We start from the raw sequence: 16,482 nt of genomic DNA, 5'->3' as shown, positions 1-16,482 counted from the left end.
GTGGGCGCAACCTCCCCGCGGGGGGTGGTCGGCTCGTTGAAGGAGATGTTCCGTGGTGAATCAGCATCGATGGGCGTCTGGAATGCAGCGGGCGGCGGCGGTGACGATCGTGGCTGCGATCGTGGTCGGCGGAGCGGATCCTGCGTGGGCGCGGCACGTGGGAGACGACCCTCGAGCAGGTCACTCGGTCGCGGTGGTTCCTTCGTTGATCGTGCGCCTTGCGGACTTTGATCAGCAGATCGCGGCTTTGCAGAACGACGTTGACATTCGGCGGCAGTCGGTGAACAAGGCGGTGATCGACGTGGCGTTGGCCGCCGACGCTGCGCGGGCCGCGACGAATGCAGTAGTAGTTGCGGATCGGGAGGCCGTGGCTTCCGACCAGGCAGTGGATGCTGCTCAGCGCAGGCTCGATGAGATGCTCCGCGCCGCCTACATGCAGGGGAACACCTCGGGCGGGGTCGCGGATGCTCTGACCGCCCCGGATGGGCAGACGGCGGTAGACCGCACTGCGGTTCTTCGGCGCGTTGCTGCCGCCCAGGCAGGTACTGTCACCGGCCTCAATGACGCCCGGCGGCGGGCGCGATCGAGCCGCGATGCTGCGCGGATCGCGAAGATCTCCGCGGATGCAGCGGCTGGCGCGGCTGCCGACCGCCGCACCCGAGCGCAGGGGTCGGTGGCCCAGACCCTGGAGGCGCTGCGTTCGGCGACCGATCAACGCCGACGGTTGGATTTGCGTCGGCAGACGGCCGCAAGGGCGCTCGCCGAGGCGAAGGCGAAGTCCGGGGATGCCGCAGGTCAGCAGCGGATCTATGACCAATACGTCGTCAGCGAACAGCAGACAGTGACGGTGCCTTCCTCGCAGCCGGCTCCTGCACCGGCGGCACCCCCGAACGCAAGCACACCCGTAGCGGCTCCTTCTGCGGCACCGGCAGTGTCGGCGCCCGGGGGGCCACCGTCGGCCGCGACCGCAGCGTCGTCGTTGCTCGGGCAACTGAGCAACCTGTTCGGGTTCACGCCGCAACCGCAGACCGCATCCCAGGTCCCGGCTCAAGCGGCAGCCCAGGTGCCTGCAATCCAGGCACCAGTAGCGCCTGTGTCAGTCGCGTCGATGTCGGGCAAGCAAATGATTGACACGGTCATTGCCCGGGGCCTGTCGGTGGTCGGCACCAGATATTCCTGGGGGGGTGGTGATATCAACGGCCCCACCGTCGGGGTCCGCGACGGCGGCGTTGCCGATACCTTCCGTGACTTCGAGAACCCGGGATTTGATTGCTCGGGCCTGACGCTGTTCGCATTTGCTGCCGTCGGCATCAAGCTCCCGCACTACAGCGGCTACCAGTACAACATCGGCAAGAAGGTTCCGCTCGCTGAGATCAAGCGGGGTGACCTGATCTTCTTCGGCCCGAATGCGAGCCAGCACGAAGCGCTCTATCTGGGTGACAACCAGATGCTTGAGGCACCCGAGTCCGGATCGACGGTCAAAGTATCGCCGCTGCGCACCGACGGCGCGATGCCCTACGTGGTCCGGCTGATCAATTCGTAGACCCAGTTCTAGTTACGACCTGTCGAAGGCTGTGGGAACGGTACTGCTGCTGGAGTGGGAGTCCGGCGACGGCCTGAATGCTGTGGTGGAAATGCCATGTTGCTGGGACTGGCGAGATGCCAACTCCGTGGGACTGCGTGATGCAGTGCAGGTGAGAAGGCTGACAGTCGCCAGGTAGGTCGGGACCCTACATGTTGCCCGGGATCAGCCGACGGGGTGGCGGGGTCCGGGCCATCGCCGCGATCACCGCACGGGCATAACGGAGCGGATCGCCGGGCTGCGCGCCGTCAGGAATCGTCTCCTCGACGGGTTCGCTCGCGACACCGGCGTAGGCGCTCGTCCGGAACGCCCCGGCACGATCATCAGGGCCGAGATGCCCTGTGCGGCAACCGCGTTTCGCAGCGCATCGGTGATGAACCCGAACCCCTGGACGGCGTTGAACCGCTTGGCGGTAGACATCTCGCTCGACGGCCAGGCCCGGCGAGCGCCGCCGGCGAGCGAGAAATGCGCGGGCGATCCCATCCGGATGGCCGACGGTGACGAATACATGGTGTCCGGATAGTCAGGCGGATCGACGAGGGAGTTCTCATGACCAGTAGGAATGTTCGTACGGGATCGGCCGCGATCGCAGCGGCGGGCCTCATCGTCGGCCTCGTCGCCGGCTGCGGGAACGGCAGCGGCAACGACGCGGCCACCGGTTCTGCGACCATGACGATGCCCATGTCGGGCACGTCGGCGAGCCCGACGATGAGCACGAGCGCTTCGGGTGCGTCGTCGTTGTTCGGAGCCGGTTGCGCCGACTACGCCGCGCAGAACCCCTCCGGCCCCGGCTCGGTCGCGGGGATGGGTGCCGAGCCCGTAGCCACTGCGGCGTCGCACAATCCGCTTCTGACCACGCTCACCGCCGCCCTCTCCGGCAAGCTCAACCCCGAGGTGAACCTGGTCGACACCCTCAACAGCGGCCAGTTCACGGTGTTCGCACCCACCGACGCGGCCTTCGCGAAGATCCCTTCCGAGACCGTCGAGAAGCTCAAGACCGATGACGCACTGCTGACGAAGATCCTGACCTACCACGTCGTTCCGGGGCAGCTGGCCCCCAGTCAGGTGGCGGGCGCGCACAAGACCGTCGAGGGCAGTGAGGTGGACGTGACGGGCACCCCCGAATCGACGGTCAAGGTCGACGACGCCTCTGTGGTGTGCGGCGGGGTCAAGACCGCCAACGCGACCGTCTACCTGATCGACACCGTGCTGATGCCGCAATAGATCGGTTCCCCTACGACGGGCGGCCCTGGGGCGGATTTAGGAGGCTCGACAATGAGTTCGTTCGATACGGCACTGGACCGGTCGATCGTGTTCGGATACACGAACATCGGCTACGCGCTGCGCAGTTCTCGGTGGGACGGCGGCGATCCGCGCCCCGGATCGCTGGCCGGGCGCACCGTCGTCGTCACGGGAGCGACATCGGGCATCGGAGCCGCGATCGCGGAGCAGGTCGCGGGCCTGGGCGCGAAGGTCGTGATCATGGGACGCAACAGCGTGCGCGCCGAGGAGGTTCGCGACCACATCGCCCGTCGCCGCCCCGGCGCGACGGTCACCGTCGAGCTCGGTGACGTCTCCGATCTCGACGCGTTACCCGATGTGGCTGAGCGGCTCGCGATGCACGGCGTCGATGTGATCGTGCACAACGCGGGCGTGATGCCGCCGGCGTGGACGGCCGCGAGCAACGGTCACGAGCTCTCTCTCGCGACGCACGTGCTGGGGCCGATCCTCCTGACGGACCTGCTGGAACCGCAGCTGGCGGCCGCCGAGGACGCCCGCGTGATCTTCATGTCGTCCGGAGGCATGTACACAGCCGAGCTCCCGATGGACGATCTCGACTACCGCACCGGTGAGTACAAGGGAGCCGTCGCGTACGCGCGGAGCAAACGCGTCCAGGTGGCGATGGTGCCGATCCTGGCGCAGCGGTGGGAGTCGGCAGAGGTGACCGTGGCGGGGATGCACCCCGGCTGGGTGGCCACCCCCGGCGTCGCCGATTCGCTCCCCGGCTTCAACAAGGTGGCGGGCCCGCTGCTGCGGAACGCGGAGCAGGGCTCCGATACGGCGGTGTGGCTGGCGGCGACGGCTCCGAAGCCGGCCAACGGCAGATTCTGGCACGATCGTGCAGAACGTCCCGAGCATTACCTGCGGCGCACCGAGTTCAGTGAGAGCGATCGCCGCGCCGTCTGGAGCGATGTGTGCTCCTTCGCAGGGATGGCTCCCTGACCGGCGCAGCCGCCCGCCGATCCAAGCTCGCACACCGATGGAAGGACACAGCGTGATCACCAAGCAGCACACCGTGCACACCTCGGCGCCCGTGGGCGTCGTGTTCACCTACCTCGCCGACTTCACCAACGCTCAGGAGTGGGACCCCAACGCCGTGAAAGTCGCACGCCTCCTGGGGAACGGTGGCGTGGGGTCGACCTACCGGGTCACGAGCAGGTTCGCCGGCGCGAAGACCGACCTCGACTATGAACTCACCGATCTCGAGCCCACGTCGCTGATCCGGCTGAGGGGGCACAAGAGCTCGCTGACCGCGGTCGACACGATCACCATCGCGCCCGAGGGAGCGGGCAGCGCCGTGACCTATGCAGTGGAGTTCACCTTTCACGGCCTCCTCCGCTTCCTGGAGCCCGTGCTCACCCTCGCCGTGGACAAGCTGTTCGTCGACGGGGCCGAGGGGCTGTCGGCGAACCTCGACGGGCTCGCCTGATTCCAGACGCTCGCGGAGAGGCCTGCCGCGCGCCTACGATGCGAAACATGGTCCGGTACGTCGACGAGGATCTGCGCGGGGCGGAGTTCCGCGAGTGCGACCTGTCCGGAGCGCGCTTCGTCGGCGCGGTGATGCAGGACGTCGTGATCGACGGTCTCGTCTCCGGACTGGTGGTGAACGGCGTCGACGTCAGCGGGTACGTGGAGGCCGAGCTCGACCGGAGGTACCCGGTGCGCGCGCTGCTCCGGTCCGAGGACCCCTCCGATCTGCGCCGCGCGGCGGCGACGCTCCACGCCGACTGGGACGCCACCGTCGCCCGCGTCCGCCGCGCCCCGGGCATCGAGAGCCGCACCGTGAACGGCGAGTGGTCGGCGGCGCAGACCCTGCGGCACCTGGTCTTCGTGCACGATTCGTGGTTCCGGCGCTGCTGCCTGGGCGCGGTGGAGACGTTCACGCCGATGGGCCTCGGGCCGGACGTCGCGCCCTACCGGGGCGCGCACGGGTTGGATCTCGCCGCCGATCCGCCCCTCGACGAGGTCGTGGCGGTGCGCACCGCCCAGGCCACGGAACTCGAGGCCTGGCTCGACGGCATCACCCCGGAACGGCTCGCGGTCGCCGCGCCGGTCCCCGGCGACGACGTCTGGCCGCCCTACGCCCGCGGCCGCTCCGTGGGGCAGTGCCTGCGCACGGTGCTCACCGAGACCTTCGAGCACCACCGCTACTGCGTCCGCGACCTCGACCTGATCGAATCCGGAGCCGGCTGACCCCAGCCGGCCGCACCCAGCGACGCGTACGACTCCTTGACGAACCGCAGGTGCGACCACGTCTCCACGCCGGCGACGGCGGACAGCGACCGCACCGCGTCGACGGTCTCCGCCAGCCCTACGGCCGACGGTGCGCGGACCGTCGCGAGCAGGTCGAAGGATCCGACGGTGCGGGCGAGGAAGCCGACCCCGTCGACGGCGTCCACCTCGCGCGCGGCCTCCCGCGCGGCGCCGCGGACGTGGATGCCCACGCCCATCGCGTGCTCCGAGCCGCGGCTGACGATGGGCCCGATCCGCACCACGGACCCCTCGACCAGGCGGAGCACCCGCCGCCGGGCGGCGGCCGCCGACAGCCCGGCCTCGGCGGCGAGCTCCACGTACGAGGCGCGGCCGTCCCGCTCGAGGGCCTGCAGGAGCGCGATGTCGGTCGCGTCGAGCTGCGCCGTCGCCTCGCCCACCGGGCCGACGGCGTCCCGGATCACCTCGCGGTACGCGAGGGTCTCGGCCCGCACCACGCCGGGGAGGCCGCGGAGTCGGGCCAGAACGGCGTCGGCGGCGTCGCCGGATCCTGTGCGGATCTCGGCCGCCACGGCGAACCGGCCGGTGGTGATCGACACGTAGACCACCTCCGGGAGGTCGGCGACCGCATCCGCGACGGGGGCGGCGGCACCGTCGACCTCGATCCGGGCGTAGCAGACCGATCCCCGGCCGAGCACCGCCGGATGGACGACCCCCTGCACGGTGAACGCCCCGCTGTCGAGGAGGCGGCGCAGCCGTACCGCCACCGTCGCGCGGGTGACGCCCGCGGCCTTGGCGAGCTCCCTGTGGCTCAGCCGGCCGTCGTCGCCGAGCAGCGCCACCAGGGTCCGGTCGATCTCGTCCATGGCTCCTCCCGGCGTTTCGCCCATCGCGGTTTCGGATTGAGCCGCCGTACCGATGATGCACCAATGCCCGACTGCACGCAGTGAATGGCGATCTTCTGTCGCCTCCATCGAGCAGATGCTGCGCCACGGTGTTCCCGAGCGAAGTGAACTGCTTGCGGAGCCCTGTGATCGGCCTTACAGTTGGCCGATCCGAAGCGGAGAACCGCAGGTCAGGAGACTGGAAATGCAGCACACGATCCCCGAGGGCGAGGTGCTCGCGGCAGCCGATCGCATCATCGAGGCCTTCGCCGCGACGAACACCGAGGGCTACTTCGCCGGCTTCCATCCGGCGGCGACCTTCGTCTTCCACACCGAGCCGCGGACGCTGGCCGACCGCGCGGAGTACGAGCGGCTGTGGGCCGGCTGGGTCGACTCCGGTTGGCGCGTGGTCTCCTGCGAGAGCAGCCAGCGCCTCGTGACGGCAGTGGGAGCCACCGCCGTCTTCAGCCACGCCGTGCACACCGTGACGCAGGACGGCGACGGGACGCGCACCGCGACGCGGGAGCGCGAGTCGATCGTCTTCACCACGGCGCCCGACGGTGCGCTCGTCGCCGTCCACGAGCACCTCTCGGCCGCCTGATGCTGCGCTACTACCGCCGCCTCGACGCGCACCTGCACGCCGGCGCCGACGACGGCACGCCCGTGCGCGGCGACCTCAGCGGCCGCCGGATCTTCGCCATCTGGCTCGCCGCCAACCTCGTGGTGACCACCATGCTGACCGGCACGCTGTTCGTGCCGTCGGTCTCGCTCAGCAGCGCCCTGGTGCTGATCCTCGCCGGCACGGTCGTCGGCGCGCTGGTGCTCGTGGCGGTCGGCAACGTCGGCACCCGCACCGGCCTGCCGACGATGGCGCTCACCCGCGCCTCGTTCGGCGTGCGGGGCAGCCGGATCCCCGTGGCCGCCAACATCGCCGTGCTCATGGGGTGGAGCTGGGTGCAGGCGATGCTCGCCGGCGTCACCGTGAACTACGTGATCGAGCAGCAGACCGGGTATTCGAACCCCGCGCTGTTCTCCGTGCTGTGCGAGGTGATCGTGGTGTCGCTGGCGATCTTCGGCCACGCCGGCATCGCCAAGGTGGAACCGATTCTGGCCGTGGTGATCCTGGCGATCATGGCCTACCTCTTCATCGACATGTTCGGCGACGGCTTCGCCCGCCTGAACGCGCTGCCCCGCGACCCCGAGGGCCTCAGCGGGCTGGGCATCTTCGACATCGTGGTCGCCACCGCGATCTCGTGGACGGTGCTCTCGGCCGACATCAACCGGTTCGCGCGGAGCGAGCGGGGCGGGGCGATCGGCTCCGGGCTCGGCTACGTCGCCTCGACGGTGGCCGCGATGGCCCTGGGCGCCACCGCGATCGCGTGGTTGCTCGCGAACGGCAAGGACGCACCGCCCTTCGACCCGACGGTGATCGTGGCCGAGTTCGGCGTCCCACTCGCCGGCGTGGTCTTCTTCTCCGTCATGGCGACCAACTCGATGGCCGTCTACGGCATGGTCACCTCGCTGGTGAACGCCGAGCCGGGTCGCATCCGATTCCTGCCCGCCGCACTGGGACTCGGCGTCGTCTCCATCGCGGGATCGGCGTGGCTGGCGCTGCTCGACAAGTTCACCTCGTTCCTCACCGCCATCGGCATCGTCTTCATCCCCGTCTTCGCGATCATCGTCGTGGACTTCTACGTGCTGCGCCGCGGGCGGTACGCGGCGTCGCTCGCCGAGGCCGGCTCGCGCGACTACTGGTACCGCGGCGGCTGGAACCCGGTGGCGGTGGTGGTGTGGATCGTGGGCGTCGCCTTCTCGTCCGCGGTCACCTACCTGTGGGTGAGCCCCGTCGGCGCCACCGTCCCGACGTTCCTGGTGAGCGCGGGCCTGTACTGGGCGGCGAGCGTCGCGGCCCGCCGCCGGTCCACGACGGAGGACCTCGTCGCGGGCTAGTGTCGGTGCATGGCACGGGCACGGGGGTTCAGCGCGATCGTCGCAGTCGGGGCGGTGGTCCTGGCGGGCTGCGGGAGTGGACCGGACGCAGACGGGCCGCCGAGTTCCGCCGCGGCATCGTCCGGCGCGGGCGCGCCGGCATCGGCGCGCCAGCTCGTGCTGACCGCGGCCGAGCTGCCGCCGGGTATGTCGATGGCGGACTTCGCGATGGACGCCGACGTCGTCCGCGCCGTCCTCGACCCGTTGACGGGACAGCGGCCCACGGGAACCACGTACTCGCCGTCCGCGTGCGCGCCCGTGTCGATGTTCGGCGGAGTCGACCAACCCGCCCCCTCGCTCGCCGGGGTCGCCGCGGGCGAGGGAGGCGGACGGTCGGCCTTCACGGAGGCCGTCGTCGCCCGCCGTCCCGACATCGCCGCGGTCGCGGCCTACTTCCAGCGGTGCCGGATCGTGGTGCAGAACGACGGGGGAACCCCGCTGACCACCACGTACGCGATCCGCGACGGGGAACGGGGCCGGGCGGACCAGCTGCTCGTCGTCGAGGAGACCCCGGACGATCCGAACTCGAAGCAGCGCGCTCTCGTGGCCTACGCGCGGGTCGGCGAGCACGCCGTGTGGGTGCGGCTGCGCGCCTTCCAGGGCGAGCCCGTCGACCGCGCGCAGTTCGACCGGCTCGTCGCCGCGGCGGTCGACAAGGTCGCCCGGTCCGCCTGAGTCCCCGGCGCCCGGAACCCCTACGCCCGGTCCCGCTGCCGGAGCGTGGGTTTGTCGATCTTCCCGACGGGGTTCTTCGGGACCTCGTCGAGCAGGATCAGGTCCACGGGGACCTTCACCTTCGCCAGCTCGCCGCGCAGGCCGTCGAGGAGCCCGGCAGCGGTCACCGTCGCGCCCGCGCGGAGCGACACGTACGCGACGGGCACCTCGCCGAGCACGTCGTGCGGCCGGCCGATCACCGCGGCCTCGAAGACCTGAGGATTCCGGTACAGCTGTGCCTCGATCTCCTTGGGGTAGATGTTCTCGCCGCCGCGGATCACCATGTCCTTCACCCGATCCACCAGCCGCAGGTAGCCGTCCTCGTCGAGCAGGCCGACGTCGCCGGTGCGCAGCCACCCGTCCACGATCGTCTCGGCGGTGGCGTCGGGCCGGTTCAGGTACCCGGCCATCACCACCTTCCCGGCGATGAGTACCTCGCCCGTCTCGCCGCGGGGGACGTCGCGGAGGGCACCGTCGACGATGCGGATCCGCTGGCCCGGCAGCGCGGGCCCGACGGTGCCGGGCTTGCGCGGACCGTCGAGCGGGTTGATGGCCGATGCGGTGGTCGTCTCGGACAGCCCGTAGCCCTCGACGATCGGTACGCCGAACCGGGACTCGAACCGCTCGATGAGGTCGACGGGCATCGGTGCGGCGCCGCAGATCCCGAACCGCAGCGACGACGAATCCGGACGCACCTCCTCCGGCAGCGCCGTGAGCATCGCGTAGATCGCCGGCACCGCGGAGAAGTAGGTGGGCCGGTGCCGCTCCACCGCCGGGAAGAAATCATCCGGCCGGAACCGGCCGACGATCGTCGTGCGCCCGCCCGCCCGGAGCGGCGTGAGCGTGCCGAGGACGACGCCGTTGGCGTGGAAGAGCGGCAGGACCAGGAGGCTGTGGTCGCGCTCGGTGAACGCGAAGTGCTCGATGAACGACGCCGTCATGGCCGCGATGTTCCCGTGGGTGATCATCACGCCCTTGGGCTTGCCGGTGGTGCCGGCGGTGTAGATGAGCAGTGCGAGGTCACCGGTCGACACCGGTTCGGGCGCCGCCGCCTCGTCGTCGGACTCCGCGAGGAGCTCGTGGCACGCGATCGCGGCGACGCCGTCCGGGGTCTGCGCCCCGGACTCGGTCACCAGCACCCGGGCGCCCGCATCGGCTGCCTGATAGGCGATCTCGGGCGGCGCGAGCGCGGGATTGATCGGCGTGACCGCCGCGCCCAGACGCCAGGCCGCGAACACCGCGACCACCAGCTCCACCCGATTGGGCAGCAGCAGTCCCACGACGTCGCCGCGCTCGACGCCGAACTCCGCGAGCCGGGTCGCGGCGGTGCGGACGGCCGCGGCGAACTCGGCGTTCGACAGGTCCAGCCGGTCGTCGGCGACGGCCGGGTCCTGCGGTGCCCGCGCCGCCCGGGTCTCCGGGAGGGCGGGCACCTCGGGCAGGTCGCGCACCGTCATCGGTGCACCGTGACGATCGGCTCGGAGATGAGGCCGAAAGTCCGCAGCACGCCCTCGAGTTCGCGGTGCCCGAAGGCCTGGCAGCCCGACGCCAGGCCGACGCGCCGCGGCGGCTGCTGCAGCAGCGAGTACGCGGCGTAGGCCTGCAGCAGGCCCGTCTGCTTGTAGTTGCTGTTGCCGTGGATCACCACGTGCGAGCGGCCCAGCGGGCCCGAGGCGTGGACCGAGTCGAGCGACTTGTTCACACGCGGGTTCTCGCGCGGCGGCATCGAATTCATCACCTGCGCGGCGACGGCGTCGAGCGCGTCGGCGCGGTCCTCGGGCGACATGTCCTTCGTGGCCTCCAGCGCGTCGGCCACGATCACCGGCACGTTGTTCATCAGCGCGGCGTTGAAGACGCCGCCCTGCGCCTTGCAGTTCGCCACGCGGGGATCGCGCTTGAACCACACGGGATGCGAGGTGCCGCCCCACGGCAGCGACTGCGCCAGCTCGTGCTGCCCGGGCACCACGAGCGGGACCAGCCCCTGCATCGGGTCGAACGACGTGTACTCGTTCTGCTCCAGGTAGAAGGCGTCGCCGCCCGCGGCGTTCACGAGGATCGTGCGGGTGGACGCGATGGTGGGGCTGCCGCCCCAGAAGACCGCGATGTCGAGGGTGTCGAGACCCGGTGTCTCCAGAGCGATCTGGGCCGCGATCTCGCCCGTGGTGTACATGTGCGCGATACCGGGCGCCAGCAGCAGGCCTGCGTCCGCGTACTGCTGATGGAACGTGTCGTCGCAGTGGATCATCCAGTCCTGCTCACCGTTGGTGTCGCTGTAGTGCGCACCGGCGTTCAAGCTGGCCTGGACCACCGTGTCGCCGAACTTGATGAACGGCCCCACCGTGTTCAGCACGACGGAGCTGCCGCGGAAGAGCTCGGTGAGGGAGTCGACGTCGTGATCGACCTGCACGACCTCGTAGTCGGCGGTCTCGATGCCCGCGACGTTCTTCTCCATCGACGCGGTCAGCTTGCCCTCGTCGCGGCCCGCCGCGGTGAAGGGCACGTTGTACTCGCGCAGGTACTCGCAGATGAGGCGTCCCGTGTACCCCGAGGCCCCGTACACCACTACCGGCTTGTTGCTCATGATTCTCCTTGTCCTGTGGATGTTTCCGTCACATGCCCATGCCGCCGTCGACGGGCAGCCCGGCCCCGTTGACGAAGCGGGAGGCGTCGGAGGCGAGGAAGACGACGGCGTCCGCCATGTCCTGGACCTCGCCGAGCCGGCCGCTGGGCGTGAGTCCCACGACCGCCTCGACCGCCTCCTCGGGGGAGCCGAACAGCCCGATGTTCGCCATGTCGACCGCGAGGCCCGTGCCCATCTCGGTGGGCACGAGGCCCGGGTAGATGCAGTTGACGCGCACGCCGTAGCCGAGCTTCCCGGCCTCCATCGCCGCCACGCGGGTCATCCGGTCGATGGCCGACTTGGTGGCGGAGTAGATCGCGATGCCGGGGAAGGCGATGGTCGCCGCCACGGAGGCGACGTTGATGATGGCGCCGCCGCCACCGGCCGCCCCGCCCGGACGCAGGGCCCGCAGCCCGTGCTTGAGGCCGAGGGCCGTGCCGAGCACGTTCACGTCGAGCTGGCGCCGCACGTCGTCGACGGAGATCTCGGTGAGCAGCCCCGTGATCTCGACGCCGGCGTTGTTGACCACCACGTCGAGCCCACCGAGCTGCGCGACGGTGGCGTCGATCGCGGCGGCCCAGCTCTCCTCGGAGGTGACGTCGAGGTGGACCGAGCCGTTGCCGGCTCCCAGCTCGGACGCGACGGTGGCGGCGCGGTCCGCCTGCAGGTCGCCCAGCATCACCCGGGCGCCGGCTGCGGTCAGCGCACGGGCCATGCCCTCACCGAGCCCCTGTGCCCCGCCGGTGACCAGGACCCGCCGGCCGGTCAGATCGAATGCGCTCACGACTACTCCCTTGATCGAGGTGGATCGGACTTCGTGGGTACCGCCTGTGGCGGCCGTCACATTCCAGAATCTAGACGACTGTCAAGAAAAATGTTGGACATTCGTCAAGACTTTTCGCTCGGGGCGCCGCCCCGGGGCGCGGCACAGGGGCTATCCTGGGACGATGCCGACGCGCCGTCGGCCGGAGGAAGGGAGTGCGGGGTGACCGAGGTGATCGCGTCGGCGACCGCGCCCGCTGCGGTGGGCGCTACCAAGCACGCCACGAAGGTCGCGGCCAAGCGCGACGAGCTGGCCCGTGCGGCGCTCAAGACCCTCTCGGAGCTCGGCTACGCCCGCACCAGCCTCCGCGAGATCGCCGCGAACTCGGAGTACAGCCACGGCGTGCTGCACTACTACTTCGCCGACCGGCTCGAGCTGATCGCGCACTGCGTGCACCTCTACAAGGCCGAGTGCATCGCCTCCTACGACGACGTGCTCCGTCCCGACGACGACGCGGCCGCGCTGCGCCTGCGGTTCGCGGAGCGGCTGGCCGCCACCATGGAGCACGACCTCCCGACCCACAAGCTCTGGTACGACCTGCGCTCGCAGGCCATGTTCGAGGCGGCGCTCACCGACGACGTGCGCGAGATCGACGGCTCGCTCGAGGCGATGATCTGGCGGGTCGTGAGCCGCTACGCGGAGCTCGCGGGCGGCACGCCGCTCCTCGACGCCGCGGGCACGTACGCCGCGCTCGACGGGCCCTTCGAGCGCGCCGTCCGTCGCCGCGTCCTCGGTGACGAGAGCGCCGGCGCCGTCCTCACCGCGCAGGTCTTCGATCTGCTCGACGCCCTCGTGGTCCGCGCGAGCCGCTGACGCCCGCCCGCAGGCGGCCGCGCCTCCTCGTCCCGGCCCCGCGTTCAGTCGGCCTCGGGCGGCCCGCCGAGCGCGCCGTCGGTGAAGGTGCGGAAGGCGAAGGCGAGCGTGTCGAGCGATTGCAGCGTGCCGCTCTCGTAGCCCACCAGCAGGTACAGCGCGGTGGTCGCGTACTTCTCCGCGAGCTCGCGGTCGCCGATCACCTCGGCGTAGGTCTCCGCGATCACATCGCGCCGCTCGAGGTCGACCTCCGCCTGATGGCGGGCCACCTCCGGATCGTGCGCCGCCCACACCCGGATCGCGGCCTCGGTCGCGTGCGGCAGCGTCAGGCCGACGTGAGTGAGCGACATCAGCCGGTCGTAGGCGTCGGGCACCTGGCGCGCCGCCTCGATCAGCCGGTCGCTCTTGGTCTGCCGCCAGTACGCGATGAGCGCCGACGTGAACTCCGGCCAGCTCGGATAGGCGTGGTAGAAGCTCCCGGTCGACGATCCGGCCTGCTCGCACACCGCTGCCAGCTTGAGCGACGCGTGCCCCCGCTCGGCCAACACCGCCAGACCCGCCTCCAGGAACCGCAGCTGGACGTAGCGCGACGGGCTGGAGCGGGCGGGGGGCATGCGGCGATGGTATCCGCCGCGGAGCCGGCGCCGTGGAAAGCTGACCGCATGCGACGGTCGGTCCTGGTCCCCCTGCTCGAGACGGTGCTCACCCTGTTGGGCCTGGCCTGGCTGGCCGCGGTCCTGGTGTTCGGCAGTTCCGCGGTGCCGCTGCTCGTCGTGTGGAACCTGGCCGCCGTCGCCTACGTGATCGCCGGCTGGTTCCTGTTGCGCCGCCGCATCCCCGCGGGCGAGGACGATGCGGACCTGATGGCCGCGCCGCGCTGGCAGACCACGCTGTTCGCGGTCGTGGTCAGTGGCTCCGGCCTGGTAGGCGGTCTGCTCATGATCGCCACCCGCGGCGACGAGCCGGATCCCGCGCTCCAGCCCGTCGCCGCGGCCACGGTCCTCCTCTCGTGGCTGCTCCTGCACACCGCGTTCGCGCAGATCTACGCCCGCGACTACTTCACCGCCGGCGGCCTGCAGTTCCCGGACTGCGAGCGCCCACAGCTCACGGAGTTCGTCTACTTCTCCATCACCATCGGCACGTCCTTCGCGGTCTCGGACGTGACCGTCACGCGGCGTTCCACCCGCCGCCTGGTGATCGTGCACAGCGTGCTCAGCTTCTTCTTCAACGCGGCCGTCGTGGCGATCGCGCTGGACTGGATCAAGAGCGGAGGCTGAGCACGCCGTGCGCGGGCGTCAGGACGCCGCGACGGGGCTCTCGAGCCCGGACAGGCACGCCGGCAGCGGCGCGCGGTGCAGCACGCCGAGCCGCTGCGTCGCGCGGGTGAGCGCCACGTAGAGTTCCGCCGCGCCGCGCTCGCCGTCCGCGAGGATCGCCTCGGGGTCCACCACCAGCACCGCGTCGAACTCGAGCCCCTTCGTCTGCGCCGGCGGCACCGCGCCCGGCGTACCGTCGGGCCCGATGACGACGGACGTACCCTCCCGGCCCGCCTCGTCCCGGACGAAGGCGTCGATCGCGCCGGCCACCCCGTCGTCGGTCACGGGCCGGGCCCACGGCCGGATCCCGGAGGCGCGCACCGACTCCGGCGGTACGGCGCCGGGCGCGAACTCCGCCAGCACGTCCGCGGCCACCGCCATGATCTCCGACGGGGTGCGGTAGTTCACCGTGAGCGCGGTGTACGCCCACCGGCCCGCGACGTACGGGTCCAGCATCTCGCCCCACGAGCGGGCGCCCGCGGGTGCGCTGCGCTGCGTCAGGTCGCCGACCACCGTGAACGACCGGGACGGGCACCGCCGCATCAGGACCCGCCAGTCCATCGCCGACAACTCCTGCGCCTCGTCCACCACCACGTGCCGGTACGCCCAGGTCCGGTCCGCCGCGGCCCGCTCCACCAGGTCGCGGGTGTCCCGCTCCTCGAACCGCCCGGCCAGGTCGTCGGCGTACAGCAGGTCGGTCGCGAAGAGGTGGTCCTCGTCGTCCATCGAATCCGACCGGGACACCAGCGAATCCAGCACGCCCTCCGCGAACTCCGCCTGCTCCTTCCGGGCCGCGGCGGCGGCCGCGTCGTCCTGCGCCTCGTGCGGGCCGAGCAGCTCCGCGAGCTCGTCCAGCAGGGGCACGTCGGACACGGTCCAGGCGGCACCGTCGGACCGCAGCAGCGACGGGTCCGCCCCCGCCGCGGCGAGCCGCTCGGGCGAGCTCAGCAGGTCCGCGAGCAGGACCTCGGGGGACAGCACGGGCCACAGCGCGTCGACGGTGCGCCGGAACGTCCCGTCCACCGCGAGGTCCGCGAGCATGCTGCCGCGCATCTCCTCCCAGGCCCGCGTGTCCTCGCGGCGCAGCCACTGCTTCCCGATCCGGCCCAGCGCCCGCTCGGTGATCGCCCAGGTCAGCACGTCGAGGAAGACGGTGCGCGCCTGGTTGTGCGGCTGCCCGCTGTCTCGCGCCTCGTCGCGGGCCCAGCCGACCACGTCGGCCTCGATCCGCACGGTCGCGTCGCCGAGCCCGATGGAGACGGGAGTCTCCGGCAGGGTGCGGCGGTCCGCGACCGCGGCGGCGAGCACGTCGGCCATCGCGGCCGCGCCCTTGATCCGCGCCATCGAGGGCACGTCCTCGGCGCGCGCCGCGATGCCGGGGTACAGCGTCGCCGGGGTCGCGAAGACCACGTCGGACTCGCCGAGCGAGGGCAGCACCCGCCCGATGTGCTGCAGGAAGGACGTGTTCGGCCCCACCACCAGCACGCCGTGCCGCTCGAACCGCGCCCGCTGCGTGTACAGCAGGTACGCCACCCGGTGCAGCGCCACTACCGTCTTGCCGGTGCCGGGCCCGCCCTCGATGACCGTGACGCCCGGGTTGTCGGACCGGATGATCCGGTCCTGATCGGCCTGGATGGTCGCGACGATGTCGCGCATCCCCTCGCCGCGCGGGGCGTTCACCGCGGCCAGCAGGGCGGCGTCGCCGCGCGCGTCCGCACCCGGGCGGCCGAGCATCTCGTCGGTGAACGCGGTCAGCTCCCGTCCCTCGCTGAGGAACTGCCGCCGCCGGTGCACGCCCTCGGGGTGCGCGCCCGTCGCCGTGTAGAACGGTCGCGACGCCGGTGCCCGCCAATCCAACAGCAGCTCGTCGTCCCCGTCCTCGTCGTCGAAGAGGCCCAGGCGCCCCACGTACCGCGTCCCGACGGTGCCGTTCGGCTCTCCGTCGAGCCGGCCGAAGGCCAGCCCCTCCTCGGCGACGCTCAGCCGCCGCACCTCCCGCGCGGAGGTCATCACATCGCCCTCCCGGTCCACCGCCCGGCCCTCGTGGTCGCGCAGGGCGTCCGCGTACCTGCGACGCGCCCGGTCGCGCTCGGCGTCCAACCGGGCGTACAAACCCGCCACGTACGCGCGCTCCGATGCCAGCTCGTTCTCGTATTCAGACATGCACCCACCTCGACAGAAATCGGATCCGGCCAGCGAGTATGCGCCCCCGACGGGGCCTTGCGGCAAGGCCCGGGGTGCGTTATACA

At 71.1% G+C, this 16,482-nt stretch carries 17 protein-coding genes; 10 read left to right on the top strand and 7 right to left on the bottom strand.

Annotated features, from left to right (window positions below; genetic code table 11):
- The first annotated feature begins 52 nt into the window (after positions 1-52).
- On the top strand, positions 53-1,543 hold the full coding sequence (locus tag BLW32_RS00640; RefSeq protein ID WP_126195761.1) for an NlpC/P60 family protein: 1,491 nt from the start codon (positions 53-55) through the stop codon (positions 1,541-1,543).
- A gap of 243 nt (positions 1,544-1,786) precedes the next feature.
- Here the strand turns inward: BLW32_RS00640 and BLW32_RS28400 are convergent, their stop codons facing one another.
- The gene (locus BLW32_RS28400) at positions 1,787-2,092 is read right to left on the bottom strand and encodes a hypothetical protein (protein ID WP_139286002.1); all 306 of its coding nucleotides are present in this window, start codon (positions 2,090-2,092) and stop codon (positions 1,787-1,789) included.
- A gap of 39 nt (positions 2,093-2,131) precedes the next feature.
- Between BLW32_RS28400 and BLW32_RS00635 the strand changes: the two genes are divergently transcribed.
- The 4 genes from BLW32_RS00635 to BLW32_RS00620 are packed head-to-tail and all read left to right on the top strand — an operon-like array spanning position 2,132 to position 5,056.
- Complete coding sequence (locus BLW32_RS00635; protein WP_068740134.1) at positions 2,132-2,806, top strand: fasciclin domain-containing protein; 675 nt, start codon at positions 2,132-2,134, stop codon at positions 2,804-2,806.
- A 51-nt stretch (positions 2,807-2,857) separates the two neighbouring features.
- Positions 2,858-3,805 carry an SDR family NAD(P)-dependent oxidoreductase gene (locus tag BLW32_RS00630; RefSeq protein ID WP_068740132.1) on the top strand — a complete coding sequence of 316 codons (948 nt, stop codon included), beginning with the start codon at positions 2,858-2,860 and terminating at the stop codon, positions 3,803-3,805.
- Between the two features lie 52 nt (positions 3,806-3,857).
- Positions 3,858-4,292, top strand: a complete 435-nt coding sequence (locus BLW32_RS00625; protein ID WP_068526149.1) for an SRPBCC family protein — start codon at positions 3,858-3,860, stop codon at positions 4,290-4,292.
- A gap of 47 nt (positions 4,293-4,339) precedes the next feature.
- Positions 4,340-5,056 (top strand): DinB family protein, encoded by a 717-nt coding sequence (locus tag BLW32_RS00620; RefSeq protein WP_068740130.1) that lies wholly within the window; start codon positions 4,340-4,342, stop codon positions 5,054-5,056.
- On the opposite strand, the gene BLW32_RS00615 is transcribed toward BLW32_RS00620, so the two are convergent.
- Positions 5,011-5,940, bottom strand: a complete 930-nt coding sequence (locus tag BLW32_RS00615) for an Lrp/AsnC family transcriptional regulator (RefSeq protein ID WP_068740128.1) — start codon at positions 5,938-5,940, stop codon at positions 5,011-5,013. The genes BLW32_RS00620 and BLW32_RS00615 overlap by 46 nt on opposite strands.
- 223 nt (positions 5,941-6,163) lie before the next feature.
- On the opposite strand from BLW32_RS00615, the gene BLW32_RS00610 reads away from it, so the two are divergent.
- The 3 genes from BLW32_RS00610 to BLW32_RS00600 are packed head-to-tail and all read left to right on the top strand — an operon-like array spanning position 6,164 to position 8,622.
- Complete coding sequence (locus tag BLW32_RS00610; protein ID WP_068740126.1) at positions 6,164-6,559, top strand: YybH family protein; 396 nt, start codon at positions 6,164-6,166, stop codon at positions 6,557-6,559.
- Positions 6,559-7,908, top strand: a complete 1,350-nt coding sequence (locus BLW32_RS00605; protein ID WP_068740123.1) for a purine-cytosine permease family protein — start codon at positions 6,559-6,561, stop codon at positions 7,906-7,908. Before BLW32_RS00610 ends, BLW32_RS00605 begins: the two co-directional genes overlap by 1 nt.
- A gap of 9 nt (positions 7,909-7,917) precedes the next feature.
- A complete protein-coding gene (locus BLW32_RS00600; protein WP_068740121.1) occupies positions 7,918-8,622 on the top strand; it encodes a hypothetical protein in 705 nt (234 codons plus the stop codon).
- Between the two features lie 20 nt (positions 8,623-8,642).
- Here BLW32_RS00600 and BLW32_RS00595 read toward each other — a convergent pair whose 3' ends face one another.
- From BLW32_RS00595 to BLW32_RS00585, 3 genes are read right to left on the bottom strand one after another with little or no spacing between them, the layout of a single operon-like run.
- Positions 8,643-10,118, bottom strand: coding sequence for a class I adenylate-forming enzyme family protein (locus tag BLW32_RS00595; protein WP_068740119.1), 1,476 nt, complete (start codon positions 10,116-10,118; stop codon positions 8,643-8,645).
- A complete protein-coding gene (locus BLW32_RS00590; RefSeq protein WP_114514478.1) occupies positions 10,115-11,245 on the bottom strand; it encodes a DUF5938 domain-containing protein in 1,131 nt (376 codons plus the stop codon). The genes BLW32_RS00595 and BLW32_RS00590 overlap by 4 nt, the downstream gene beginning before the upstream one ends.
- A gap of 25 nt (positions 11,246-11,270) precedes the next feature.
- Positions 11,271-12,065, bottom strand: coding sequence for an SDR family NAD(P)-dependent oxidoreductase (locus BLW32_RS00585; RefSeq protein ID WP_068526141.1), 795 nt, complete (start codon positions 12,063-12,065; stop codon positions 11,271-11,273).
- Positions 12,066-12,266: 201 nt separating this feature from the next.
- On the opposite strand from BLW32_RS00585, the gene BLW32_RS00580 reads away from it, so the two are divergent.
- Positions 12,267-12,917: a TetR/AcrR family transcriptional regulator gene (locus tag BLW32_RS00580; RefSeq protein ID WP_225536117.1), complete on the top strand. Its 651-nt coding sequence runs from the start codon at positions 12,267-12,269 to the stop codon at positions 12,915-12,917.
- 44 nt (positions 12,918-12,961) lie between these two features.
- Here the strand turns inward: BLW32_RS00580 and BLW32_RS00575 are convergent, their stop codons facing one another.
- On the bottom strand, positions 12,962-13,531 hold the full coding sequence (locus tag BLW32_RS00575; RefSeq protein WP_068526140.1) for a TetR/AcrR family transcriptional regulator: 570 nt from the start codon (positions 13,529-13,531) through the stop codon (positions 12,962-12,964).
- A gap of 48 nt (positions 13,532-13,579) precedes the next feature.
- Between BLW32_RS00575 and BLW32_RS00570 the strand changes: the two genes are divergently transcribed.
- The gene (locus BLW32_RS00570) at positions 13,580-14,194 is read left to right on the top strand and encodes a DUF1345 domain-containing protein (protein WP_068740117.1); all 615 of its coding nucleotides are present in this window, start codon (positions 13,580-13,582) and stop codon (positions 14,192-14,194) included.
- 18 nt (positions 14,195-14,212) lie between these two features.
- On the opposite strand, the gene helR is transcribed toward BLW32_RS00570, so the two are convergent.
- Positions 14,213-16,396, bottom strand: coding sequence for an RNA polymerase recycling motor ATPase HelR (helR, locus tag BLW32_RS00565; protein WP_175546282.1), 2,184 nt, complete (start codon positions 16,394-16,396; stop codon positions 14,213-14,215).
- Between the last annotated feature and the right edge of the window lie 86 nt (positions 16,397-16,482).

Source organism: Tsukamurella tyrosinosolvens (genome assembly GCF_900104775.1).
Lineage (GTDB): Bacteria > Actinomycetota > Actinomycetes > Mycobacteriales > Mycobacteriaceae > Tsukamurella > Tsukamurella tyrosinosolvens.
Note: the sequence above shows the minus strand (reverse complement) of the source record. Positions and strands in the feature narration are given on the sequence as shown.

Excerpts from the sequence above, each read along its gene's own strand:
- BLW32_RS28400 (WP_139286002.1), bottom strand. The coding sequence starts at position 2,092 with ATGTATTCGTCACCGTCGGCCATCCGGATGGGATCGCCCGCGCATTTC.
- BLW32_RS00635 (WP_068740134.1), top strand. The coding sequence starts at position 2,132 with ATGACCAGTAGGAATGTTCGTACGGGATCGGCCGCGATCGCAGCGGCG.
- BLW32_RS00630 (WP_068740132.1), top strand. The coding sequence starts at position 2,858 with ATGAGTTCGTTCGATACGGCACTGGACCGGTCGATCGTGTTCGGATAC.
- BLW32_RS00620 (WP_068740130.1), top strand. The coding sequence starts at position 4,340 with ATGGTCCGGTACGTCGACGAGGATCTGCGCGGGGCGGAGTTCCGCGAG.
- BLW32_RS00615 (WP_068740128.1), bottom strand. The coding sequence starts at position 5,940 with ATGGACGAGATCGACCGGACCCTGGTGGCGCTGCTCGGCGACGACGGC.
- BLW32_RS00610 (WP_068740126.1), top strand. The coding sequence starts at position 6,164 with ATGCAGCACACGATCCCCGAGGGCGAGGTGCTCGCGGCAGCCGATCGC.
- BLW32_RS00605 (WP_068740123.1), top strand. The coding sequence starts at position 6,559 with ATGCTGCGCTACTACCGCCGCCTCGACGCGCACCTGCACGCCGGCGCC.
- BLW32_RS00600 (WP_068740121.1), top strand. The coding sequence starts at position 7,918 with ATGGCACGGGCACGGGGGTTCAGCGCGATCGTCGCAGTCGGGGCGGTG.
- BLW32_RS00595 (WP_068740119.1), bottom strand. The coding sequence starts at position 10,118 with ATGACGGTGCGCGACCTGCCCGAGGTGCCCGCCCTCCCGGAGACCCGG.
- BLW32_RS00575 (WP_068526140.1), bottom strand. The coding sequence starts at position 13,531 with ATGCCCCCCGCCCGCTCCAGCCCGTCGCGCTACGTCCAGCTGCGGTTC.
- BLW32_RS00570 (WP_068740117.1), top strand. The coding sequence starts at position 13,580 with ATGCGACGGTCGGTCCTGGTCCCCCTGCTCGAGACGGTGCTCACCCTG.
- helR (WP_175546282.1), bottom strand. The coding sequence starts at position 16,396 with ATGTCTGAATACGAGAACGAGCTGGCATCGGAGCGCGCGTACGTGGCG.